Source organism: Mixta sp., from assembly GCF_024610815.1.
GTDB classification, from domain to species: domain Bacteria; phylum Pseudomonadota; class Gammaproteobacteria; order Enterobacterales; family Enterobacteriaceae; genus Mixta; species Mixta calida.
The window spans coordinates 1-20601 of sequence record NZ_JANION010000114.1 but is presented as its reverse complement, the minus strand read 5'-3'; the positions used below and the strand labels follow the sequence as shown (position 1 = coordinate 20601).

Here is a 20601-nt window from a genome sequence, read left to right as displayed (position 1 = left end):
CTGCCCTTATTTAAACTGTTTGAGGAAACGAAGATCGTTTTCGAAGAAAGCGCGCAGATCGGTCACGCCGTAACGCAGCATGGTCAGACGCTCCATGCCCATACCAAAGGCGAAGCCGGAGTAGACTTCTGGATCGATGCCGACGTTGCGCAGTACGTTCGGATGCACCATGCCGCAACCCAGTACTTCCAGCCATTTGCCGTTTTTGCCCATCACGTCCACTTCCGCGGACGGCTCGGTGAACGGAAAATAGGAGGGACGGAAGCGGATCTGCAGATCTTCTTCAAAGAAGTTGCGCAGGAAATCGTGCAGCGTGCCTTTCAGGTTGGTAAAGCTGATGTTCTTATCGACAATCAGCCCTTCCATCTGATGGAACATCGGAGTGTGGGTCTGATCGTAATCGTTACGGTAGACGCGGCCCGGCGCGATAATGCGAATCGGCGGCTGCTGATTTTTCATGGTGCGGATCTGCACGCCAGAGGTCTGCGTGCGCAGCAGGCGCGTCGCGTCGAACCAGAAGGTGTCGTGATCGGCGCGCGCCGGATGGTGTCCCGGAATATTCAGCGCGTCGAAGTTGTGATAGTCATCTTCAATTTCCGGCCCGGTCACAACGGCAAAGCCCAGCTCGCCAAAGAAAGCTTCGATACGGTCGATGGTGCGGGTAACCGGATGCAGGCCGCCGTTTTCCACGCGGCGTCCCGGCAGGGAAACGTCGATGGTTTCCGCCGCCAGACGCGCGTTCAGCGCCGCCGACTCCAGCGCGTGCTTACGCGCGTTCAACGCTTCCTGCACCTGCTGTTTGGCTTCATTGATTACCGCGCCAGCCGCCGGGCGATCTTCCGCCGGCAGTTCGCGCAGGGTTGTCATCTGCAGGGTCAGATGCCCTTTTTTGCCCAGGTATTCCACGCGGACGTTGTCTAACGCCGCAACGTCCTGCGCATGTTCAATGGCTGCCCTGGCGTTGGCAACCAGCTCTGCGAGATGGGACATTGTTTCCTCTTCTTCCAGCCTAAGGCCGGGCTGTTTCAGGTGGGGACCAGAAGTCCATATCAGTTCGGCTTAAAACAAAAAAGCCTCCACGAGGGAGGCTTTCAGCGCGATTTGTCGTTTCTTTTCTTTGCGCACAAGCCCCCGGAATTCAGGTGCTAAAGTAAAAAAAGAAACGAAAAATAGCGTACATGCTTGGTTTACCTTGTCGCTTGCGTCAGACGGCTCTATTGAAATGCCAGCAGGCGGAAAAGTCAATCTTTTGCTGTGGTTACAGATAATAAAAGAGGGAGCAAGCTCCCTCTTCCATCTGACTTACGCCAGAGCTGATTTCGCTTTTTCAACCAGTGCAGAGAATGCCACTTTGTCGAATACGGCGATGTCAGCCAGGATTTTACGGTCAATTTCAATGGACGCTTTTTTCAGGCCATTGATGAAACGGCTGTAAGAAATGCCGTTCTGACGCGCTGCTGCGTTGATACGCGCAATCCACAGCTGACGGAACTGACGCTTACGCTGACGACGGTCGCGGTAAGCATACTGACCAGCTTTGATAACAGCCTGGAAGGCAACGCGGTAAACGCGTGAACGCGCACCGTAGTAGCCTTTAGCTTGTTTTAAGATTTTTTTGTGACGTGCGCGAGCAATGACACCACGTTTTACACGAGCCATGTTAGCTCTCCTGTTCTATATTCTGATTTAAAAAAATAACTTATGCGTACGGCAGGCAGGCAATGACCAGACCCAGATCGCCTTTAGACACCATGGCTTTCGGGCGCAGGTGACGTTTACGCTTGGTTGATTTTTTGGTCAGGATATGACGCAGGTTAGCGTGCTTGTGCTTAAATCCACCTTTACCGGTTTTTTTAAAGCGTTTAGCCGCGCCACGGACAGTTTTAATCTTAGGCATTTATAAAATATCCACTTCGCATTGTTAATAAAATGAACCAGACAGGCGAATAACAGCCGCACAGCGCGAACGCTGCGCGACGCTATTACTTGAAAGCCTACTGTTTCTTCTTGGGTGCGAGCACCATGATCATCTGGCGGCCTTCGATCTTCGAAGGGAAGGATTCGACCACTGCCAGTTCACTCAGATCTTCTTTCACGCGGTTAAGCACTTCCATACCGATCTGTTGGTGCGCCATTTCACGACCGCGGAAACGCAGCGTGATTTTGGCTTTATCGCCTTCTTCCAGAAAACGAATCAGGTTGCGTAGTTTGACCTGATAGTCGCCTTCATCGGTACCAGGGCGGAATTTAATTTCCTTCACCTGGATAACTTTCTGCTTCTTCTTCTGTTCTTTAGAAGACTTGCTCTTTTCATAGAGGAACTTGCCGTAATCCATTATACGACAAACCGGCGGTTCGGCGTTAGGGCTGATTTCAACTAAATCAACACCTGCTTCTTCAGCTTTTTCAATAGCTTCGCGTAAACTAACAATACCAATCTGCTCGCCTTCGACGCCAGTCAGACGCACCTCGGTAGCACGGATTTCACCGTTAATACGGTTGGGACGCGTCGGTTGAACTCGTTTTCCGCCTTTAATACCTTATTCCTCCAATTGATGAAGATTGCGGCTGCGTATTTCTTGCTGCAGCTTCTCGATCAGCACATCTACGTCCATGGACCCGAGGTCTTTACCGCGGCGGGTACGTACAGCCACTTTACCGGCTTCTACCTCTTTATCACCGCAGACCAGCATATAAGGGACGCGACGCAATGTGTGCTCGCGAATTTTAAAGCCAATCTTCTCGTTTCTCAAGTCTGCTTTTACACGAATGCCCGCATTCTGTAATTTTCGCGTTAATTCGTTGACATAATCAGACTGCCCGTCGGTGATATTCATCACCACCGCTTGTACCGGCGCCAGCCAGGTTGGATAAAAACCGGCGTATTCTTCAGTGAGAATACCGATAAAGCGTTCCATTGAACCCAGAATAGCACGGTGAATCATCACCGGCACCTGACGTTCGTTATTTTCACCCACATACGAAGCGCTCAGACGGCTCGGCAAAGAGAAGTCGAGCTGAACGGTGCCGCACTGCCACGGACGATCCAGGCAGTCATGCAGGGTAAACTCAATTTTCGGACCGTAGAACGCGCCCTCGCCCGGCTGGTACTCGAACGGAATGTCGTTCTCCGCCAGCGCGGCGGCGAGATCCGCCTCAGCGCGATCCCATAGCTCATCGCTGCCGATGCGTTTTTCAGGACGGGTAGACAGTTTCACCACGATTTTCTCGAAACCGAAGGTGCTGTACATGTCGTACACCATCTTGATGCAGCTGTTGACTTCAGCGCGCACCTGCTCTTCCGTACAGAAGATGTGAGCGTCGTCCTGAGTAAAGCCGCGTACGCGCATCAGACCGTGCAACGCGCCTGACGGCTCGTTACGGTGGCAGCTGCCGAACTCCGCCATGCGTAACGGCAGGTCGCGGTATGATTTTAGTCCCTGATTGAAAATCTGCACGTGGCCGGGACAGTTCATCGGCTTGATGCAGTATTCACGGTTTTCGGAAGCGGTGGTGAACATCGCCTCTTTGTAGTTTTCCCAGTGGCCGGTTTTTTCCCACAGCACGCGGTCCATCATGAACGGACCTTTCACTTCCTGGTACTGATACTCTTTCAGCTTGCTGCGGACGAAGGTTTCCAGCTCGCGGAAGATGGTCCAGCCGTCGTTATGCCAGAACACCATACCTGGCGCTTCTTCCTGCATGTGGTAAAGATCGAGCTGCTTGCCGATCTTGCGGTGGTCGCGCTTGGCGGCCTCTTCCAGACGCTGCAGATAGGCGTTCAGCTGCTTTTTGTCCGCCCAGGCGGTGCCGTAGATGCGCTGCAGCATTTTGTTGCTGCTGTCGCCGCGCCAGTAGGCGCCCGCGATTTTCTGCAGCTTAAAATGGTGGCAGAAACGCATGTTCGGCACGTGCGGGCCGCGGCACATATCCACATATTCTTCATGATGATAGAGGCCGGGACGATCGTCGTGGCTGATGTTCTCATCCAGAATGGTGGTTTTGTAGTTTTCGCCGCGCTCGGCGAACACATCGCGCGCTTCCTGCCAGCTGACCTTTTTCTTGACGACGTCATAGTTGGTTTCGGCCAGCTCATGCATACGCTTTTCCAGGCGATCGAGATCTTCCTGCGTCAGGGTGTGATCGAGGTCGACGTCGTAATAGAAGCCGTTATCGATAACCGGACCAATCGCCATTTTGGCGTTCGGCCAAAGCTGTTTCATCGCATGGCCGAGAAGATGCGCGCAGGAGTGGCGAATAATTTCCAGACCGGCTTCATCTTTAGCGGTAATGATCGCGACGGACGCATCTTCCGCGATCGGATCGACCGCGTCCACCAGCTCGCCGTTAACGCGACCTGCGATGCAGGCTTTCGCCAGACCCGGACCGATATCCTGCGCGATCTCCATTACGCTAATGGCGCGATCGTAGCTGCGTTGACTGCCGTCAGGAAGAGTAATTACAGGCATTTCATATCCTTAAATGCAGTGGTAACCCACACGAAAGATTACATGCAAACATTGGTTTAAGAGAGTTTTCAGTAGCTTACCCGACCAAACTAACCCACAATTGCTAATTTGGTACACGGCATGGTACACCTGTTCAAAAGTGACCGAGCCGGGTAACTGTTGAAGAGTGAACATCTTACACGCTTAAAGATGGATGTAAAACAGGCGGATACCTGACAAAGGCATCATTAGCGTAAACGCCTGTCATTTCCCCGGTCATATTTACTTCGCTTAGCGCATCGCCTTCTGTTGCCTCTTCCTCAACCGTAATAATCTGTTGCTCACTGCGCTTTCCCACCCCGCGCCTGAATAAGCGGTGTGTCATACCCTATAAGCGAGATGTTTATTATAAAGACTGGCATCATCGGCACAGGAAACATCGGCGCATCTGGCGCGTAAATTGGCTGCTGCAGGGCATCGCGTAAAGGTCGCTAACTCACGTGATAAATAAATCCGTATGATAAAACGGACCGGCGCGCGGCAGGCAGATTAGGGAATCAGGTGGTGTTATGCGTTCTAACATGATTGAATATATAAATATTTTTATACAGGTTGTTGATCAAGGCAGCTTCACTAAAGCCGCTGATATCCTGCAGTTGCACCGCCCTGCTGTGAGTAAAGCGATACAGCAACTCGAGGACGACCTCGGAGTAAAACTCCTTCACCGTACTACCCGCAAGCTAAGCATTACGGCTAAAGGTGACGAATTTTACCAGCGAGCCAAACAGGTTCTGGCTGAAGTTGATGGCATGATGGCCAACTTTTCACTGACTCTACCACCGCGTGGGCAGCTCCGGCTTGATGTTCCGCTTTCGCTGGCTCATGCCATCATTATTCCCCATCTGGCACAGTTCCAGTCGCTCTATCCCGATATTGAAGTCGTGCTGGTTTCATCGGATAAAAAAAGCGATCTGATCACTGAAGGTGTGGACTGCGTGGTGCGTCTGGGCGAGTTGCAGGAATCAAGCTTTATTTCCAGACGTCTTGGCGAAATCAGAATGGTCACCTGCGCTGCACCTTCCTATCTTCAACGGTACGGACGACCAGAGACGCTGGCAGACCTGGAGCGGCACCGGGCAGTTAACTTTTTCAGCGATCACAGTCGTGATGTGATGGAATGGAAGTTTATCGAAGAGGGTGTGGTGGTTTCCCTACGCCCTGCCAGCAGCATGCTGGTAGATAACTCAGATGTTCTGTTGTCCTGCGGTCTGGCCGGTTTGGGTATTATTCAGGCCTCCTGTCATGCCCTTGCCCCGCATATTGCTTCCGGTAAGCTCGAAGAAATCCTGACGCAGTATCCTTCCGTTTCCAAACCCGTCTCTGTGATGTACCCGGACAGGCGCTATCTTCCCCCCCAGGTACGCGTCTTTATCGACTGGTTCAGTGAAATTTTTGCCAGCAAATCGGCTGAAACCGACTGATTGTTATCAAATGAATAACACTGAAGTTCCTCTGCGCCTGTTTTTACTCAGGTCACAACCACGTAGTTTATTCGCAGACGAATCGAGTAAACCTTCTACGCTATCGTAAGGTATACCGCTAACTGACGAGGTCTAAATATGTCTAAAATTGTTACTTTTAACCGCACCGGTGGCCCGGAGGTTCTGGAAATTATTGATGTGCAAGTGCCGGCACCGGCTGCTGGAGAAGTTCAAATCCGCGTACATGCAATAGGTCTTAATCGCGCAGAAATTATGTATCGCAATGGCCAGTATGTGATTGAACCTGAATTCCCGGCGCGCCTGGGTTATGAAGCTGCTGGCGTGGTTGAAGCTGTCGGTGAGAATAGCGAAAATTTTGCCAAAGGGGACCTGGTCAGCGTGATCCCTTCATTCATGTTTAACGAATACGCCATGTACGGTGAGTTGGTTAACGCCCCGGTGCACGCGGTGGTGAAACACCCTGACAATTTGTCTTTTGAAGAAGCCGCTGCAAGCTGGATGATGTACGTAACGGCTTATGGCGCGCTGGTTGAGTACGGTAACCTGCAGGCTGGTCAGAATGTGGTTATCCGCGCAGCATCAAGCAGCGTTGGCCTGGCCGCCATTCAGATCGCAAACATGCTGGGTGCTAAACCTGTTGCCCTGACCCGTACCAGCGAAAAACGCGACATGCTGCTGAAGGCAGGGGCTGCTCACGTTATTGCTACTGCGGAACAGGATATGGTGGCTGAAATCAACCGGGCAACGAATGGCGAAGGTGCCCACATTGTTTTTGATCCTGTTGGTGGCCCGGACGTGGCGAAGTTGACTCAAACCATGGCGCCGCAAGGCATATTCTTCCAGTATGGTGCGCTCGACAGCCGAGACATGCTTGTGCCGGTATTCGACATTCTCGGTAAACACCTCACGCTACGCGGCTATGAGCTGTTCGAAATTACCACCGACGTGGAAAAAATGGCGCGTGCGAAGTCCTTCGTCACAGAAGGCCTGCGTTCTGGCAAACTGAAACCGGTAATCGATAAAACCTTCAGGTTCGAAGAGATTGCAGAAGCGCATCGCTACATGGAAGCAAATGGACAGACAGGAAAAATCATTGTAACCGTGGAGTAATATTTCTCTTGATGCCTCATTGGCGAGAAAGAGATCTCTTCCGAATATCTGCTTTGTGATCTTTTTAACACTCTTTATGGCCTGACCGGGATTCGGCGGCCATATTATCGGCTCCCGATCCTCTACGCTCCGCCTCCTTAACCATATAAATCACCATTACTCAAACTTACAGCATGACACGGTGCAATATTCAGCCTGAGACCGAGTGTTAAACAAGGCGCTGCCTTATCATGGAAAGCGTATTTTTAGGATTTACGCTTTGCGCCTGGGCTCATACTTTGGCGCTGGATGGGTCGGTATTGACGCTTAATTGCTCAGGACGAGGCGAGAGGAGGTCATCCTTCTTATCACGAGTGACTGAACTGCATCACCGTGGCGATCTATGGCGATACCGATAACATCGCCCCGCTCGCCAGGGAAGTCTTCGTATTTAAATAGCAAAATAATAAAAAAACGGCCCGCTGTTGCGGGCCGCCAGAATATTCAGTAAAGGATCGCCTACTGCTTTTTATCGCTGCACAGCCGATCCCATAGTTCGTTATGGGTATTAATGGCGCGCACCGTACGCGCGTCCATCACCTGCGCATCGTTGCCGTGCGTGTAAATCGGCTGAAACAGCGTACAGGACGAGTCCACGCTGGCGCGATCAATCATCGAGGTTGTATTTCGACTGGCGCAGCTTGTCGCGAGCAGCAGCGTCATTAAGATTAGCGTTAGACGTTTCCACATTTTTGGCCACCTTTATATTATCCGCCTGTTTTCTGGTTATCGCTTCAGCCTGTCGGGTTTGCTGCTGCGCCGCCGCAACATCCGCCCTGGCCTTCTCCTGCGTTTTGCCAATTTTTTTTCCACCGAAGTAAGAACCAGCAAGCCCGACGATAATCGCCAGTCCTCCCAGCACCCAGCTCCAGCCCCCGGACAGTAACGACATTATTTCATTCATGGCCACGCCCTCCGCTCAGGCTTTTCTTTTAAGCGTAGGCCGCCGTCAGAGGCGTGCAAGTACGGCGCTGTTTTTTATTCAGGATTGATAAGTCGGGCTTTTTGCCGCTTCGCTTTGCCGGGACTGGCGTTACGGTCTACCTTCAATGACATAACTTTACGAAAACAGGGAACAACCACAGGAAGTGGACAACGCGCAATGTCATTGTGAGAACATCTGATGAGCCAAAACACCTGTACCATCCGCTATAACGGCGAGCTGTTGAGCGGCGATGTCGACGTACCGCTAATCGATTTTTTACAGGCGCAGGGGAAAATCCTGCCGCACGTCTGCTATCATCCTGCTCTGCCGCCGTTGCAATCCTGTGATGTCTGCTGGGTGGAGTATCAGGGCGAACTGGTGCGCGGCTGTACGCTGCGCACGCACGAGGGGCTGGAGATCTCCAGCCGCCAGCCTGCTGCACAGGCGGCGCAGGAGGAAGGCATGGATCGCCTGCTGGCGCGCCACGAACTTTATTGCACGCTCTGCGAACACAACACCGGCGACTGCACGCTGCATAACACCGTCGCCGATATGCATATTCCGATTCAGTACTATCCCTGGCAGCGCAAACCTTATCAAAAGGATGAGAGCAACCCGTTCTACACCTACGACCCGGATCAGTGCATTTTGTGCGGCCGTTGCGTAGAAGCCTGCCAGAACGTCGAGGTCAACGAAACGCTCTCCATCGACTACACGGCCGACCATCCGCGCGTGCTGTGGGACGGCGGCACCCAGATCGCTGGCTCCAGCTGCGTTAGCTGCGGTCACTGCGTCACCGTCTGCCCCTGCAACGCCCTGTTGGAAAAGACTATGCAGCCCAATGCGGGGCCATTCACCGCCATGCCTGAAGATCTTAAGCGCCCGATGATCGACCTGGTCAAGACGCTGGAGAATACCATCGGCGCGCCGCCCATCACCGGCATATCGATGATGGATATGGCGATGCGGCAGAAAGAGATCAAAAAAACCAAAACGGTCTGCACCTACTGCGGCGTCGGCTGTAGTTTTGAAATGTGGACGCGCGACCGCCATATCCTGAAGGTGCAGCCGGTGGCTCACGCGCCGGTCAACGGTATCTCAACCTGCCTTAAGGGCAAATTCGGCTGGGACTTCGTCAACAGTCCGCAGCGTTTAACCACGCCGCTGATCAGGGAGAACGGCCGCTTCCGTCCCGCCAGCTGGGACGAGGCGCTGGATCGGGTGGCGCAACGAATGAAAGAGATCGCCGCGCAGCACGGCGGCGACAGTATAGGCTTTATCGGCTCCAGCAAAGGCAGCAACGAAGAAGCCTACCTGACGCAAAAAATAGCCCGCCTGATTTTTGGCACCAATAATGTCGATAACTCCTCACGCTACTGTCAGAACCCGGCGACCGAAGGGCTGTTCCGCACCGTCGGCTACGGCGGCGACGCCGGCACGCTGGAGGATCTGCAACAGGCCGATCTGGTGATTATCGTCGGCAGCAATCTGGCGGAGAACCACCCGGTGATCGCTTCACGCATCAAGGCGGCGCAAAAGCATCATGGACAGAAAATCCTGGTGGTCGATCCGCGCATGAATGAAATGGCGGAGCGCGCCGATATCTGGCTGCGCATCAAGCCCGGCAGCGACAGCCTGTGGGCTTCGGCGATGTCGCGTTATATGTTCGAACATGGCTACGCCGACGAGGCGTTCCTGGCCGAAAAAGTCAATCAGGTTGAAGCGTATCGCGCCTCGCTGGACCCGTTTACTCTGCACTACGCCAGCGAACATACCGGGCTGAGCGTCGAGCAGCTGATCGAAGCGGCGGAAACCATCGGCCAGGCGCAGCGCGTCTGCCTGCTGTGGGCGATGGGCATCACCCAGCACAGCCACGGCGCCGATACCAGCACTGCGCTTTCTAATCTGCTGTTGGTCACTGGCAACTACGGTCGCCCCGGTACCGGCGGCTACCCGATGCGCGGTCATAATAACGTGCAGGGCGCCAGCGACTTCGGCTGCCTGAGCAATGTCTATCCTGGCTATGAGAAAGTCACCGACCCCGCCGTGCGCGAAAAATGGGCGCGCGCCTGGGGCGTGGAGGCGCAGGCGCTCTCCGACAAGGCTGGCTCCGATAACTTTATGATGGTGCAGCACGCGCATGAAGGCACGCTGAAGGCGATGTATATCATCGGCGAAGAGACCGCCTTCTCCGACGCCGACTCCACCAAAGTGCATGAGGCGTTCAGCGGTCTGGAGTTTATGGTGGTGCAGGATATCTTTATGAGCCGCACCGCCGAATTCGCCGACGTGGTGCTGCCTGGTTGCCCCAGCGTGGAAAAAGAGGGCACCTACGTAAATACCGAGCGGCGTATTCAGCGCTTTTACGAAGTGATGCCGCCGCTGGGCGACAGCCGCCCCGACTGGCGCATCCTGACCGATCTCGCCGCGCGTCTGGGCCATCCCTGGAACTACTCTCACCCGGCAGAAATTATGGCCGAGGCGGCCGGCATCGCTGATATCTTCGCCGGCGTCGACTACCTGCGCCTCAGCGGCTGGCAGTCGCAGCTGTGGCCGGTGAAGCCGGACGGCAGCAGCACCCCGCTGCTTTATACCGACGGCTTTAAATTCCCGGACGGCAAAGCGGTGCTGACGCCCATTGAATGGCAGCCACCGCTTGAGGCGCCTGACGCCGAGTATGACCTGCTGCTGAATAACGGCCGCATGCTGGAACATTTTCAGTCCACCAACCAGACCGGACGCGGCGGCCGCATGCTGTCGCTGTCGCCGAACGGGTTCGTGGAGGTCAGCCCGCAGCTGGCCGCCGAGCGTCAGCTCAGTCCAGGCGACTGGGTCAGCATCGCGTCGCGCCGCGGGGAGCTTCAGGTACCGGTCGTGATCACCGAGCGCGTCGCAGGCAACCAGCTGTTTATTCCTATTCACCACGGCAAGCCGGGCGTAAACGGCCTGACCGGCGAGCATCACGATCCTGACGTCAATACGCCCGCCTACAAAGAGATTGCCGTCAGGCTGCAAAAGCTGGCGCGGCCGCCGCAGACCGATGCCTTGCCGCCGCAGAACTTCCGTTATGGCAAGCGCACCCCGCTGGCGCATCTGCCGATAGAAGAAAAATGGCGTCAGGAGGGCTATACCCTGCCGCCTGAACATACTCAACACCCGGAGAAATTTTAATGGCTGAACGTATGAACTATGAAGTGCCGCCCACGAAAACCGCCCCTGACGCGCAGGATGCCTTGCAGGAGCTGCTGCACAGCCTGCATCACCACGGTTTTTTACGCCTGGCCAACGATGTGGTTTCAGCCAATACGCAGATCGCCAAAGTGTTGGTGGACGGACTGAATAAGCCCGGCTCGCAAAACGCGATGCAAAACCTGGCGTCGCTGATGATGGCGCTGGGCGATATGCCGCCGGGACAGTTTCATAAAACGGTATTCGCCGTGAAGTCGGCGATCAACGCCGTTAATTTACATGCGGAGGCGCAGCAGCATCATGAAGTGGCGCCGGGCGTCAGCGGCACCTGGAAGCTGTTGCATGATGAAGATCTTTGGCATGCGGTGATGCCGCTGGTGGCTGGCCTGAAAGCGTTTGCCAGCGCGATGGAGCAGCCGACGCCGGATAAACCGATCAGCGCCTATACCGGTAAAGACAGTAATGCCTGATGCGGAACTGACGCTGCTGCTCTCCCGCGCGCAGTTCGCGGTGACTATCGGCCTGCATATTATCCTTGCCGGCTTCAGTTTTGGCCTGTCGCTGTGGCTGGTATTGCTGGAGGGCGTCTGGCTCTGGCGCCGGGAGCAGCGCTATCTCGACGTCTATCATTTCTGGCTCAAGATTTTCGCCCTGAACGTGGCGGTTGGCGTGGTTTCCGGCGTGGTGATGGAGTTTCAGTTCGGCGCCAACTGGGCGCCTTTTATTGAGCGGGTCGGCGGGCTGATCGGCCCGCTGATGTTCTATGAGGTGCTGGTCGCCTTTTTTCTCGAAGCGGGCATGGTCGGCGTGATGATGTTCGGCATGGAGCGCATCGGTCCGCGCCTGCACTTTATGGTCACGGTATTGGTGGCGGTCGGCGCGCTGATCAGCGCCTTCTGGATACTGGCAGCGAACGCCTGGATGCAGACGCCCGCCGGGTTTGTACTGGATGAACAGCAGCGGTTTCAGCCGCAGTCGTGGCTGGATATTATCTTTACCCCCTCTTTTCCCTGGCGGCTGGCGCATATGACGCTGGCCATGCTGATTGGCACCGCCTTTATGGTGGGGGCGGTCGGCGCCTGGCAGCTTTTGCGCGACGTCGCAAACCCGCGGGCGCGGCTGATGGTCTCAATCCCCCTGTGGCTGCTGGTGATCCTGACGCCGTTGCAGGCGGTCGTCGGCGATCTGCACGGCGAGAATACGCTGCGGCATCAGCCGCAGAAAATCGCCGCCGTGGAAGGCGACTGGCATCGACCGCCGCCAGGCCAGGGAGAGCCGCTGCGGCTGTTCGCCCTGCCCGATGCGCAGCAACAGCGCAATCGCTGGGAGGTGGCAATACCCGCTATCGGCTCGCTCTATCTGCGCCATAATCTGACCGGGCAGATCAAAAGCCTCAGTGAGTTTCCGCCGCAGGATATTCCGCCGGTGGCGCCGCTGTTTTTCGCCTTTCGCGTGATGGTCGGGCTGGGTCTGCTGATGATAGCCGTTAGCCTGACGGCGCTGACGCAGCGGCTGCGCGGCCGTCTGTGGCAATCGCGCTGGCTGCTGAAATCCATCGTGCTGATGGGGCCGGCGGGCTTTATCGCTCTGCTGGCGGGCTGGGTGGTGACGGAAGTGGGGCGTCAGCCCTGGACGGTCTATGGCCTGCTGCGCACTGCCGACAGCGTTTCTCCCCTCTCTTTCCGGCTGGTTATCGCGTCAGGCTGCGCCATTCTGCTTATCTACGGTACGGTGTTCTATATCGGGCTGCGCTATCTGTTGCGCTACGCCAACCGTGAAACGCGCGTCGGCGAGCCGGGCCCGGCGCCGGAGATGGCGCCCGGAGGTAAGCAATGACGCTGGCCGATATTTCCGCTGCCACGCTGGCGTTTTCGCTGCTGATGTATCTGTTGCTGGACGGCACCGATCTCGGCGTCGGGATGCTGCTGTTTTTCTTCCGCGGCGGCGAAGCGCGCCGCAGGCTGACCGCGACTATTCTGCCGATCTGGGACGCGAACGAAACCTGGCTGGTGCTGCTGGCGGGCGGACTGCTGGCGCTTTTTCCCGTCGCCTGGAGCGTGCTGTTCAGCGCCGTTTATCTGCCGCTGTTTATTATGCTGATGGCGCTGGTGATGCGCGCCGTGGCGGTGGAATATCGCGGCCATGTTGATGCGCGCTGGCACCGCACGCTGGATATCACCCATATCCTCAGCTCGCTTATCGCCACCTTTACTCAGGGCGCGCTGGCGGGCGTGGTGATCGGCGGGCGTTTCCAGGAAGGCGCGTTCAGCTGGCTTACTCTCTATCCCGTTTTGTGCGGCTTTGGCCTGATCGCCGCCTGTCTGCTTTGCGGCTGCTGCTGGATCCAGTGGCGGGTTAAAGGCCCGGAGATCGTGCTGGCGCATCATCTTGCCTGGCTGTTTCTGGTGCTGAGTCTGGCGTTGTTGATCGGCATCAACCTGCTGGACAGCCGCCCCTTTTTGCAGGCGTGGCAGCGTGTGCCGGGCAAGATCCTGCTGCTGATGCTGCTGCTGGCCTTCGTCGCGCTACTGGCGGCAATGCGCTATCGCCGTCCCATGCTGTCGCTGATGCTGGCGCTCAGTCTGGTAACGCTTTGCTGGGGATTGTTGATCGCCGGTCTCTGGCCCTGGCTGCTGCCGGGCAAACTGACTATTCAACAGGCGGCCGCCGCGCCAGCGACGCAAATTTTTCTGCTAAGCGGCTACGCCGTGGTCCTGCCGGTAACGCTGGCCTATAACAGCTGGGCCTTTTGGGTATTTCGCGCGCGCGTGCGCTGAAGCGGCGCAGGACAACAGGACAAAAAAACGGGCCGCGACAGGCGGCCCGTTTTTATTGCAGTATGGAACATTACATCGCGTAGGAGAGCAAAATCTGCGTTTTGGTGTCGGTGTGTTCTGATGCCGATTCCGGCGGATTGTTGTTCCAGGTCACATTGTAAGCCAGCTTCAGCGCGAAGTGCGCATTGATAGCAACCTGCAGGCCGGTCTCAGAGTTAACGGTAGTGTTGTCGTTAAAGCTGCTCAGCACGGAAACGCCCTGAATAAATTTAGTGGTATCGGTCATCTGCCACTGATAGCTCAGTGCGCCGTAGCCCAGCCCCTGGGTTTCATGGCCGCCGTCGTGGAAATCGTCATAGCGCACGCCCGGACCAAATTCGACGCGCAGCGAATGTACCGGTCCGTTCAATACCTGACGACCATAACCGGCAGCCAGCACATCACGGGAATCGTAGCCGTTGAATCGATCGCTCAGCCAGCTCGCCTGACCGAACAGATAGTCGTTATCGGTCATATTGTAACGGGTGCGTCCGCCAATCTGATAGGTCTCTGATGAGCGTTCATCGTTTGAGGAGGTGTTGGCGGCGTTGCCCCACAGACTGTACGCCGTGTTCGGCTGATACCACGTCATATTGGTTTGCGCGGTCAGCGAAGAGCTGGTGGTGTTGCCGGTCTGCGCCAGGTAGCCTGCTGCCGCGTTGCCTTCGAAGGTTTTTTTGGCGGTAGAAGGATCGTCCATGACGGTAAAGACATTGTTATCAGCCATGGCCTGGTGACCAAACGCGCCCGCAGAAAGCAGCAGCGCAACAGAGAGCTTATTAAACACTTTCATTATGTGTGATCCGTACGACAGTTTTAAAAAGGGAGAGTCTGAAGCGTTTTACGCGGCGATCAACGTCATTTACCGTAAACTTTGTAAACAAGCGTTAAACAGCCCGAATTCCTAAACATCCTGATGAGAAAGGACTACGAATGGGAATTTTCTTATTAACGGCGCGCATTATAAAGGGTATTCAGGCGAAGCGCATCAGGGCAGGAATAAATAGAATTTTCTATGAATTATCAATAAGAAGCACGCCGAGCGGCGTGCTTCTTTATCAGGATCGCGGCGCCTGCGCGCCTAATACGCCCTTTCCTTCAGGAATGGTGGTAAAACGGGTGACGATCTCATGCCAGCTGTTTGCGGGATCAAGCTGCGCAAACTGCTGCGGATAGATGAATTTCGCCAGATATTCGATGCCGACGATATTCCACGGATGGTTGTAGAAGTTGTGATATACGCCGTAGAAGCGCCCTTCTTTCACCGGCTGCAACTCGGCAAAGCCCGGACGCTGCTTCATACGATCAAAAGCGCGGTCCACCTGCTGTTGGGTCACGCCGTAGCCAAACGGCACCGCCGCATTATTTTTACTCGCCCACTGTGAGCCTGAAACGATATAAGCGTCCGGCTTCATGGCGATCACTTTCTCCAGCGACACGTCGCCGGTGGCGCCCGGCAACAGCTCTGAACCAATATTGGCGGCGCCGACCGCTTCCACCATCGCCCCCCAGCCAACGTGACCATGCGTAAAGCAGCAGGACTCCAGGCCGCCCAGCCCCGCCTTGGCTTCGATAAAGACGCGCGGCTTCGGTGAAACGGCGCGCACTTTCTCCTGAATCGCCTGATAGTGCTGTTGGTAGAATTGCGTGTACTGCTGCGCTTCCTGCTCGCGGTTAAGCGCTTCACCCATTAGCGTGATGCTGGCGGGCGCATCTTTAACGGGATTGTTAAAGGTATCGATAAACATCACCGGAATGCCCAGCTGCCGCAGCTTTTCCAACACGCCGGTCTGCGTCAGGGAGGGTTTGGATCGCAGCTGCGCAATCATCAGATCCGGCTGCTGCGCGATCACGCTTTCCAGATTCACTTCGCCTTTATCGCTGAAGCCCATATCGGTAATGCGCGCCGCCTGCGGCCATTTGTTCAGCATCAGCCGCCAGGTTTCGCCATCGCTTTTCTTTAACAGGTTATTCCAGGCGACGATGCGTTGAAAAGGATTCGCCCGATCCAGCAGCGCCAACGCCAGAATGTCACGGCCATCCTGCACCACAATGCGCTCAGGCTCCTTCTTCAGGGTGATTTTCTGTCCGTCGAAATCCGTCAGCGTGATTGGATAAGTTGTCGCAACGGCCGAGGCGGAAGCGGCCAGCATCAAAACGGAAACAGAAACTTTAATCGCGCGATGCACATCGTTCTCCTTGTTACAGGCGTCGCCTGTTGGATTATTATTCATAAGGTTAGCGCCATAATAGTAATGATAATTAATTGCATTATCAAACCGCTTTTATTATCGACTCGCCCCTTTGACAGAGGTGGTCTAAGCTGAAAATTCTTTCGGGAACAATGAGGTGAATATGGCTCCTTCAGGCGTAACCCGTTATGTTGTTACCTTTCGTTACCAGGATACCGGTCTGGCGGCCGGTCTCGCACTGAACAGCGCCATGACCGGCGCCGGTTTTTCCACCACGCTGCACGACGATGAGGGCCATGCGCACGAGCTGGGCACCAACAGCTACGGCATCATCAGCGCGAAAAGCGCTGCGGAGATCCGCGCTCAGGCGTTGGGCGTGGGCGAAGCTACGCTGGAGACGACGCCGGAAGTCGAGGTGCAAACTTTCGACGAATATCGTCAGCAGAACCGTTTTAAGTCATAACGTTCGGCCTGTGCGTTTGCGCCAGGTTTACGCAACCTTTACCCGTTAAAATGATCATTACGCAGCGAAAATGAGGATAACCCCATGTGGTCAGCCATAAGTCGTCTGTTGAGTGAGCAGTTAGGGAACGCTGAAATCAGCCATCGTGTAGAGTTGCCGGCTGGCGAAGTCCATGCCGCCTGGCGCATTCGCTATGGCGAACAGTGGGTATTTGTAAAATGCAATGACCAGGAGATGCTGCCCGCCTTTACCTCCGAGGCGGATCAGCTGACGCTGCTGGCGCGCAGCCGGACAGTGCGGGTGCCGAAGGTCTACGGCATCGGCAGCGATCGCGACTACAGCTTTTTGCTGCTGGAATATATTCCGGTACGGCCGCTGCAACCGGAGAGCGCTCTGTTGCTCGGCCAGCAGCTTGCCCGCCTGCATCAGTGGAGCGAACAGCCTCACTTCGGCCTCGATTTCGATAACAACATCACCAGCATGCCGCAGCCTAATGGCTGGCAGCGACGCTGGTCGCGCTTTTTCTCAGAGCAGCGCATCGGCTGGCAGCTGCAGCTGGCGGCAGAAAAAGGGATTCAGTACGGCAATATCGAGCTGATTATCGACTGCGTTCAGCGCGCGCTGGCGACGCATCATCCGCAGCCTTCGCTGCTGCATGGCGATCTGTGGCCCGCCAACTGCGCCGGCAGCGACAGCGGCCCGTGGATTTACGATCCCGCCTGCTACTGGGGCGATCGTGAATGCGAACTGGCGATGCTTTCCCATGCGCCCGCGCTGGCGGAAAAGGTGCTGGAAGGTTATCAGTCGGTCTGGCCGCTACCGTCAGATTACCCACAGCGTCAGCCGGTTTATCAGCTTTACTATCTGCTTAACCGCGCGAACGTGTTTGGCGGCAGCTGGCTTGAGGAGGCGCAACGCGCGGTCGGCGCGCTGCTGGAACGGGATGAGCGGGAAAAAAGCCGGGCCTGAGGCCCGGCGGCGCGCTCAGACAAAGCCGAGCAGCGACAGCACAAAGTAGCCTGCGATGGCGATAATCACCGGCAGGATATAGAGCGGGAAAATTTGCAGGAAGATAGTATGTCGCGGCACGACTATCTTCTCTTCCAGCTGCTGGCGGGTGCGGCCTTCGCTGCCCCGCGCCTGCTCCAGAATCAGCATATCCTCAACGCCCTCTTTCAGATGCCGCGACTGACGCCACATGCGCGCGCCGGACGCCTGCAGCGCCAGGCCGACAAAAATCAGAATATAGATCAGCCAGAAGGCGATATTACTGCCAGCGTTGAAATCGGGCACCGGCGAATTGCGCCAGAAAAAGCCAAGAAAAGGCGTGTTAAAGCGGATCATATCGATCATCACGTGAATAAAATCCATCAGCACCGCATCGATGCCGGGACGCTTTTCGCTGTGTCTGAACATGAAATTCAGCAGTGATACCAGCGTGGAAATAAAAGCCGGAATAAAAATAATCCAGCCGACCATGCGTTTGATAATGGCGACACGGCCAGCCTGTTGATAAGTCATGGTTTCTCCTTGCACCTGTTGTCTGGCAGTAAGTCTACCTGCTGTCAGTGAAATGTGCCTGAAAAAAACGCCGACAAACACTTTTATCCTGCTTCGACAGGCATGCCTGCTGATGGTCTTCATGCTATGGTGAATTAAACTGTCAACCGGAGCTTTGTATGACCTATACCCGACCTGTACTGGCCGCAATATTTGATATGGATGGCCTGCTGATCGATTCTGAACCGCTGTGGGATCAGGCCGAACTGGACGTATTTGCCACCCTGAATGTGGATCTGTCGCGCCGGAGCGAACTGCCCGATACGCTGGGGCTGCGTATCGATCAGGTGGTGCGCATGTGGTATGAAACGCTGCCGTGGAGCGGGCCGAGCCAACAGGAAGTCACCGATCGCATCATTGCGCGCGCCATCAATCTGGTAGAAGAGAAAAAACCGCTGTTGCCGGGCGTAGAGCAGGCGCTGCAGCTCTGCCGGGCGCAGGGGCTGAAAGTAGGTCTGGCCTCAGCTTCGCCGCTGCATATGTTGGAGAAAGTACTGACGCTGTTTAATCTGCGCGACTATTTCGACACGCTGGCTTCGGCGGAATCGCTGCCCTGGAGCAAACCGCATCCGCAGGTCTATCTCGACGCTGCCGCCCAGCTGGGCGTGGATCCGTTAAACTGCGTGACGCTGGAGGATTCCTTTAACGGCATGATCGCTACCAAAGCGGCGCGTATGCGATCTATCGTGGTGCCTGCGGAAGAGTACCGCGATGATCCGCGCTGGGCGTTGGCCGATGTCAAACTCGATTCGCTTGTTGCGTTAACCCCGCAGCATCTCAAAGGTTATTAATCGTCTTTCTGTTCCCGTCTGCCGCAAGACAGGCGGGATTTTCTTTTCAGCGCAGCCGGTAATCAGCCTCTCCTCCGCTCTGCCCCGTTTTCAGATAAGCCGCCGGGACTTTTTCTCGCAAATATGATCCAGCATACAAAATAAATAAAACAGCATTTCATTTTTATTGAATTGCGTTCCCGTCGGGCCTATCATGCTGCTCACGACACAGGTTACACATCACCTTTACACGTTTGTAACGTCAGAGAGGCATCGACATGCAAGTCCGTCAAAGCATTCACAGCGACCATGCCCGTCAGCTTGATACAGCTGGCCTGCGGCGTGAATTCCTCATCGAAAAGATTTTCGATGCCGATAATTACACCATGACCTACAGCCACATCGACCGCATTATCGTCGGCGGCGTGATGCCGGTCAGCAACAGCGTCGCCATCGGCAGCGAAGTGGGCAAGCAGCTCGGCGTCAGCTACTTCCTGGAGCGTCGCGAACTGGGCGTAATCAATATCGGCGGGCCGGGCCTGATCGAGGTTGACGGCAAAGCCTGGGAGATCGGCAACGAGCAGGCGCTCTATGTCGGCATGGGCGCGCAGTCCGTGGTGTTTAAAAGCATCGACGCCAGCCGTCCCGCGAAGTTCTATTACAACAGCGCGCCGGCGCATACGCGTTATCCCGACAAGAAAATCACGCTGGAGGAAGCCTCTCCCACGACGCTGGGCGACGCCGCCACCAGCAACCGCCGCACCATCAACAAATTTATCGTGCCGGACGTGCTGCCCACCTGTCAGCTGACCATGGGCCTCACCAAACTGGATGAAGGCAGTCTGTGGAACACCATGCCCTGCCATACCCACGAACGCCGTATGGAAGTCTATTTTTACTTCGATATGGATGATGAAACGGCGGTGTTTCATATGATGGGCCAGCCGCAGGAGACGCGTCACCTGCTGGTGCATAACGAACAGGCGGTGATCTCTCCCAGCTGGTCGATTCACGCCGGCGTCGGCACCAAACGCTATACCTTTATCTGGGGTATGGTGGGTGAAAACCAGGTGTTTGACGATATGGATCACGTCAAAGTCAGTGAACTGCGTTAATGGTGACAGAAGGAAGCGAACTCATGATTCTCAATGCATTTAATCTGGAAGGCAAAGTCGCGCTGATCACCGGCTGCAACACCGGTCTGGGCCAGGGCATGGCCGTCGGGCTGGCGCAGGCGGGCTGCGATATTGTCGGCGTGAACCACTCCGGCGCCGACGACACGCCGGGTCTGGTTGAAGCGACCGGCCGCCGCTTCGTCAACATTAATGCCGATCTGATGGACAGCAGCTGCATTCCGCAGGTGGTGGAACAGGCGGTGGCGGCTTTTGGCCGCATCGACATTCTGGTGAACAACGCTGGCATCATCCGTCGTCAGGACGCGATTGAGTTCAGCGAAAAAGACTGGGACGACGTGATGAATATCAACAGCAAAACGGTATTCTTTATGTCGCAGGCGGTGGCGCGTCAGTTTATTAAGCAGGGCAACGGCGGCAAGATTATCAATATCGCCTCGATGCTCTCTTTCCA

The 20601-nt window shown here is 55.6% G+C and carries 22 protein-coding genes and 1 other annotated feature; of the genes, 11 read left to right on the top strand and 11 right to left on the bottom strand.

All coding sequences use genetic code 11. The annotated features are described in order from the left end of the window. Positions 1-6: 6 nt before the first annotated feature. From pheS to MYY08_RS08070, 6 genes are all read right to left on the bottom strand, one after another. The gene (gene pheS / locus MYY08_RS08095) at positions 7-990 is read right to left on the bottom strand and encodes a phenylalanine--tRNA ligase subunit alpha (protein WP_288013886.1); all 984 of its coding nucleotides are present in this window, start codon (positions 988-990) and stop codon (positions 7-9) included. A 73-nt stretch (positions 991-1063) separates the two neighbouring features. Further along, positions 1064-1190 (bottom strand) — a sequence feature (Phe leader region). A 112-nt stretch (positions 1191-1302) separates the two neighbouring features. Further along, the gene (gene rplT / locus MYY08_RS08090) at positions 1303-1659 is read right to left on the bottom strand and encodes a 50S ribosomal protein L20 (RefSeq protein WP_038626360.1); all 357 of its coding nucleotides are present in this window, start codon (positions 1657-1659) and stop codon (positions 1303-1305) included. Between the two features lie 40 nt (positions 1660-1699). Next, the gene (gene rpmI / locus MYY08_RS08085; protein ID WP_038626362.1) at positions 1700-1897 is read right to left on the bottom strand and encodes a 50S ribosomal protein L35; all 198 of its coding nucleotides are present in this window, start codon (positions 1895-1897) and stop codon (positions 1700-1702) included. A 97-nt stretch (positions 1898-1994) separates the two neighbouring features. After that, positions 1995-2537: a translation initiation factor IF-3 gene (infC, locus tag MYY08_RS08080; protein WP_288013888.1), complete on the bottom strand. Its 543-nt coding sequence runs from the start codon at positions 2535-2537 to the stop codon at positions 1995-1997. 3 nt (positions 2538-2540) lie between these two features. Further along, entirely contained in the window at positions 2541-4469 is a 1929-nt protein-coding gene (gene thrS, locus MYY08_RS08075; protein WP_038626367.1) for a threonine--tRNA ligase, read from the bottom strand. 175 nt (positions 4470-4644) lie between these two features. Next, the gene (locus tag MYY08_RS08070) at positions 4645-4806 is read right to left on the bottom strand and encodes a hypothetical protein (RefSeq protein WP_156462398.1); all 162 of its coding nucleotides are present in this window, start codon (positions 4804-4806) and stop codon (positions 4645-4647) included. 211 nt (positions 4807-5017) lie between these two features. Between MYY08_RS08070 and MYY08_RS08065 the strand changes: the two genes are divergently transcribed. After that, on the top strand, positions 5018-5929 hold the full coding sequence (locus MYY08_RS08065; RefSeq protein WP_159378890.1) for a LysR family transcriptional regulator: 912 nt from the start codon (positions 5018-5020) through the stop codon (positions 5927-5929). Positions 5930-6067: 138 nt separating this feature from the next. Continuing rightward, on the top strand, positions 6068-7060 hold the full coding sequence (locus MYY08_RS08060; protein WP_038626371.1) for a zinc-dependent alcohol dehydrogenase family protein: 993 nt from the start codon (positions 6068-6070) through the stop codon (positions 7058-7060). A 498-nt stretch (positions 7061-7558) separates the two neighbouring features. Here MYY08_RS08060 and MYY08_RS08055 read toward each other — a convergent pair whose 3' ends face one another. Together MYY08_RS08055 and MYY08_RS08050 are read right to left on the bottom strand one after the other, a co-directional pair. After that, a complete protein-coding gene (locus MYY08_RS08055; RefSeq protein WP_156462397.1) occupies positions 7559-7714 on the bottom strand; it encodes a hypothetical protein in 156 nt (51 codons plus the stop codon). Beyond that, the gene (locus MYY08_RS08050) at positions 7707-8003 is read right to left on the bottom strand and encodes a hypothetical protein (protein ID WP_038626373.1); all 297 of its coding nucleotides are present in this window, start codon (positions 8001-8003) and stop codon (positions 7707-7709) included. Before MYY08_RS08050 ends, MYY08_RS08055 begins: the two co-directional genes overlap by 8 nt. Before the next feature lie 219 nt (positions 8004-8222). Here MYY08_RS08050 and fdhF point away from each other — a divergent pair, with 219 nt between their 5' ends. From fdhF to MYY08_RS08030, 4 genes are read left to right on the top strand one after another with little or no spacing between them, the layout of a single operon-like run. Continuing rightward, positions 8223-11195 carry a formate dehydrogenase subunit alpha gene (gene fdhF / locus MYY08_RS08045; RefSeq protein ID WP_084970243.1) on the top strand — a complete coding sequence of 991 codons (2973 nt, stop codon included), beginning with the start codon at positions 8223-8225 and terminating at the stop codon, positions 11193-11195. Continuing rightward, entirely contained in the window at positions 11195-11683 is a 489-nt protein-coding gene (locus MYY08_RS08040; protein ID WP_038626377.1) for a helical membrane plugin domain-containing protein, read from the top strand. Before fdhF ends, MYY08_RS08040 begins: the two co-directional genes overlap by 1 nt. Beyond that, complete coding sequence (locus MYY08_RS08035) at positions 11676-13049, top strand: cytochrome ubiquinol oxidase subunit I (RefSeq protein WP_288013885.1); 1374 nt, start codon at positions 11676-11678, stop codon at positions 13047-13049. The genes MYY08_RS08040 and MYY08_RS08035 overlap by 8 nt, the downstream gene beginning before the upstream one ends. Continuing rightward, a complete protein-coding gene (locus tag MYY08_RS08030) occupies positions 13046-13990 on the top strand; it encodes a cytochrome d ubiquinol oxidase subunit II (protein ID WP_084970241.1) in 945 nt (314 codons plus the stop codon). Before MYY08_RS08035 ends, MYY08_RS08030 begins: the two co-directional genes overlap by 4 nt. A gap of 70 nt (positions 13991-14060) precedes the next feature. On the opposite strand, the gene MYY08_RS08025 is transcribed toward MYY08_RS08030, so the two are convergent. Together MYY08_RS08025 and MYY08_RS08020 are read right to left on the bottom strand one after the other, a co-directional pair. Further along, positions 14061-14822 carry a DUF481 domain-containing protein gene (locus tag MYY08_RS08025; protein ID WP_038626383.1) on the bottom strand — a complete coding sequence of 254 codons (762 nt, stop codon included), beginning with the start codon at positions 14820-14822 and terminating at the stop codon, positions 14061-14063. Positions 14823-15087: 265 nt separating this feature from the next. Next, a complete protein-coding gene (locus MYY08_RS08020) occupies positions 15088-16182 on the bottom strand; it encodes an ABC transporter substrate-binding protein (protein WP_052134015.1) in 1095 nt (364 codons plus the stop codon). 202 nt (positions 16183-16384) lie between these two features. Here MYY08_RS08020 and ghoS point away from each other — a divergent pair, with 202 nt between their 5' ends. Together ghoS and MYY08_RS08010 are read left to right on the top strand one after the other, a co-directional pair. Beyond that, entirely contained in the window at positions 16385-16684 is a 300-nt protein-coding gene (ghoS, locus tag MYY08_RS08015; protein WP_038626385.1) for a type V toxin-antitoxin system endoribonuclease antitoxin GhoS, read from the top strand. Positions 16685-16768: 84 nt separating this feature from the next. Beyond that, a complete protein-coding gene (locus MYY08_RS08010) occupies positions 16769-17653 on the top strand; it encodes a fructosamine kinase family protein (protein WP_288013884.1) in 885 nt (294 codons plus the stop codon). A 15-nt stretch (positions 17654-17668) separates the two neighbouring features. Here MYY08_RS08010 and MYY08_RS08005 read toward each other — a convergent pair whose 3' ends face one another. Beyond that, entirely contained in the window at positions 17669-18205 is a 537-nt protein-coding gene (locus MYY08_RS08005) for a YniB family protein (protein WP_288013883.1), read from the bottom strand. Between the two features lie 158 nt (positions 18206-18363). Between MYY08_RS08005 and hxpB the strand changes: the two genes are divergently transcribed. From hxpB to MYY08_RS07990, 3 genes are all read left to right on the top strand, one after another. Beyond that, entirely contained in the window at positions 18364-19035 is a 672-nt protein-coding gene (gene hxpB / locus MYY08_RS08000) for a hexitol phosphatase HxpB (RefSeq protein ID WP_038626392.1), read from the top strand. A gap of 257 nt (positions 19036-19292) precedes the next feature. Then, positions 19293-20129, top strand: coding sequence for a 5-dehydro-4-deoxy-D-glucuronate isomerase (gene kduI, locus MYY08_RS07995; protein ID WP_038626394.1), 837 nt, complete (start codon positions 19293-19295; stop codon positions 20127-20129). Between the two features lie 23 nt (positions 20130-20152). Continuing rightward, a partial coding sequence (locus MYY08_RS07990) for an SDR family NAD(P)-dependent oxidoreductase (protein WP_288013882.1) occupies positions 20153-20601 on the top strand: 449 nt, incomplete at its 3' end.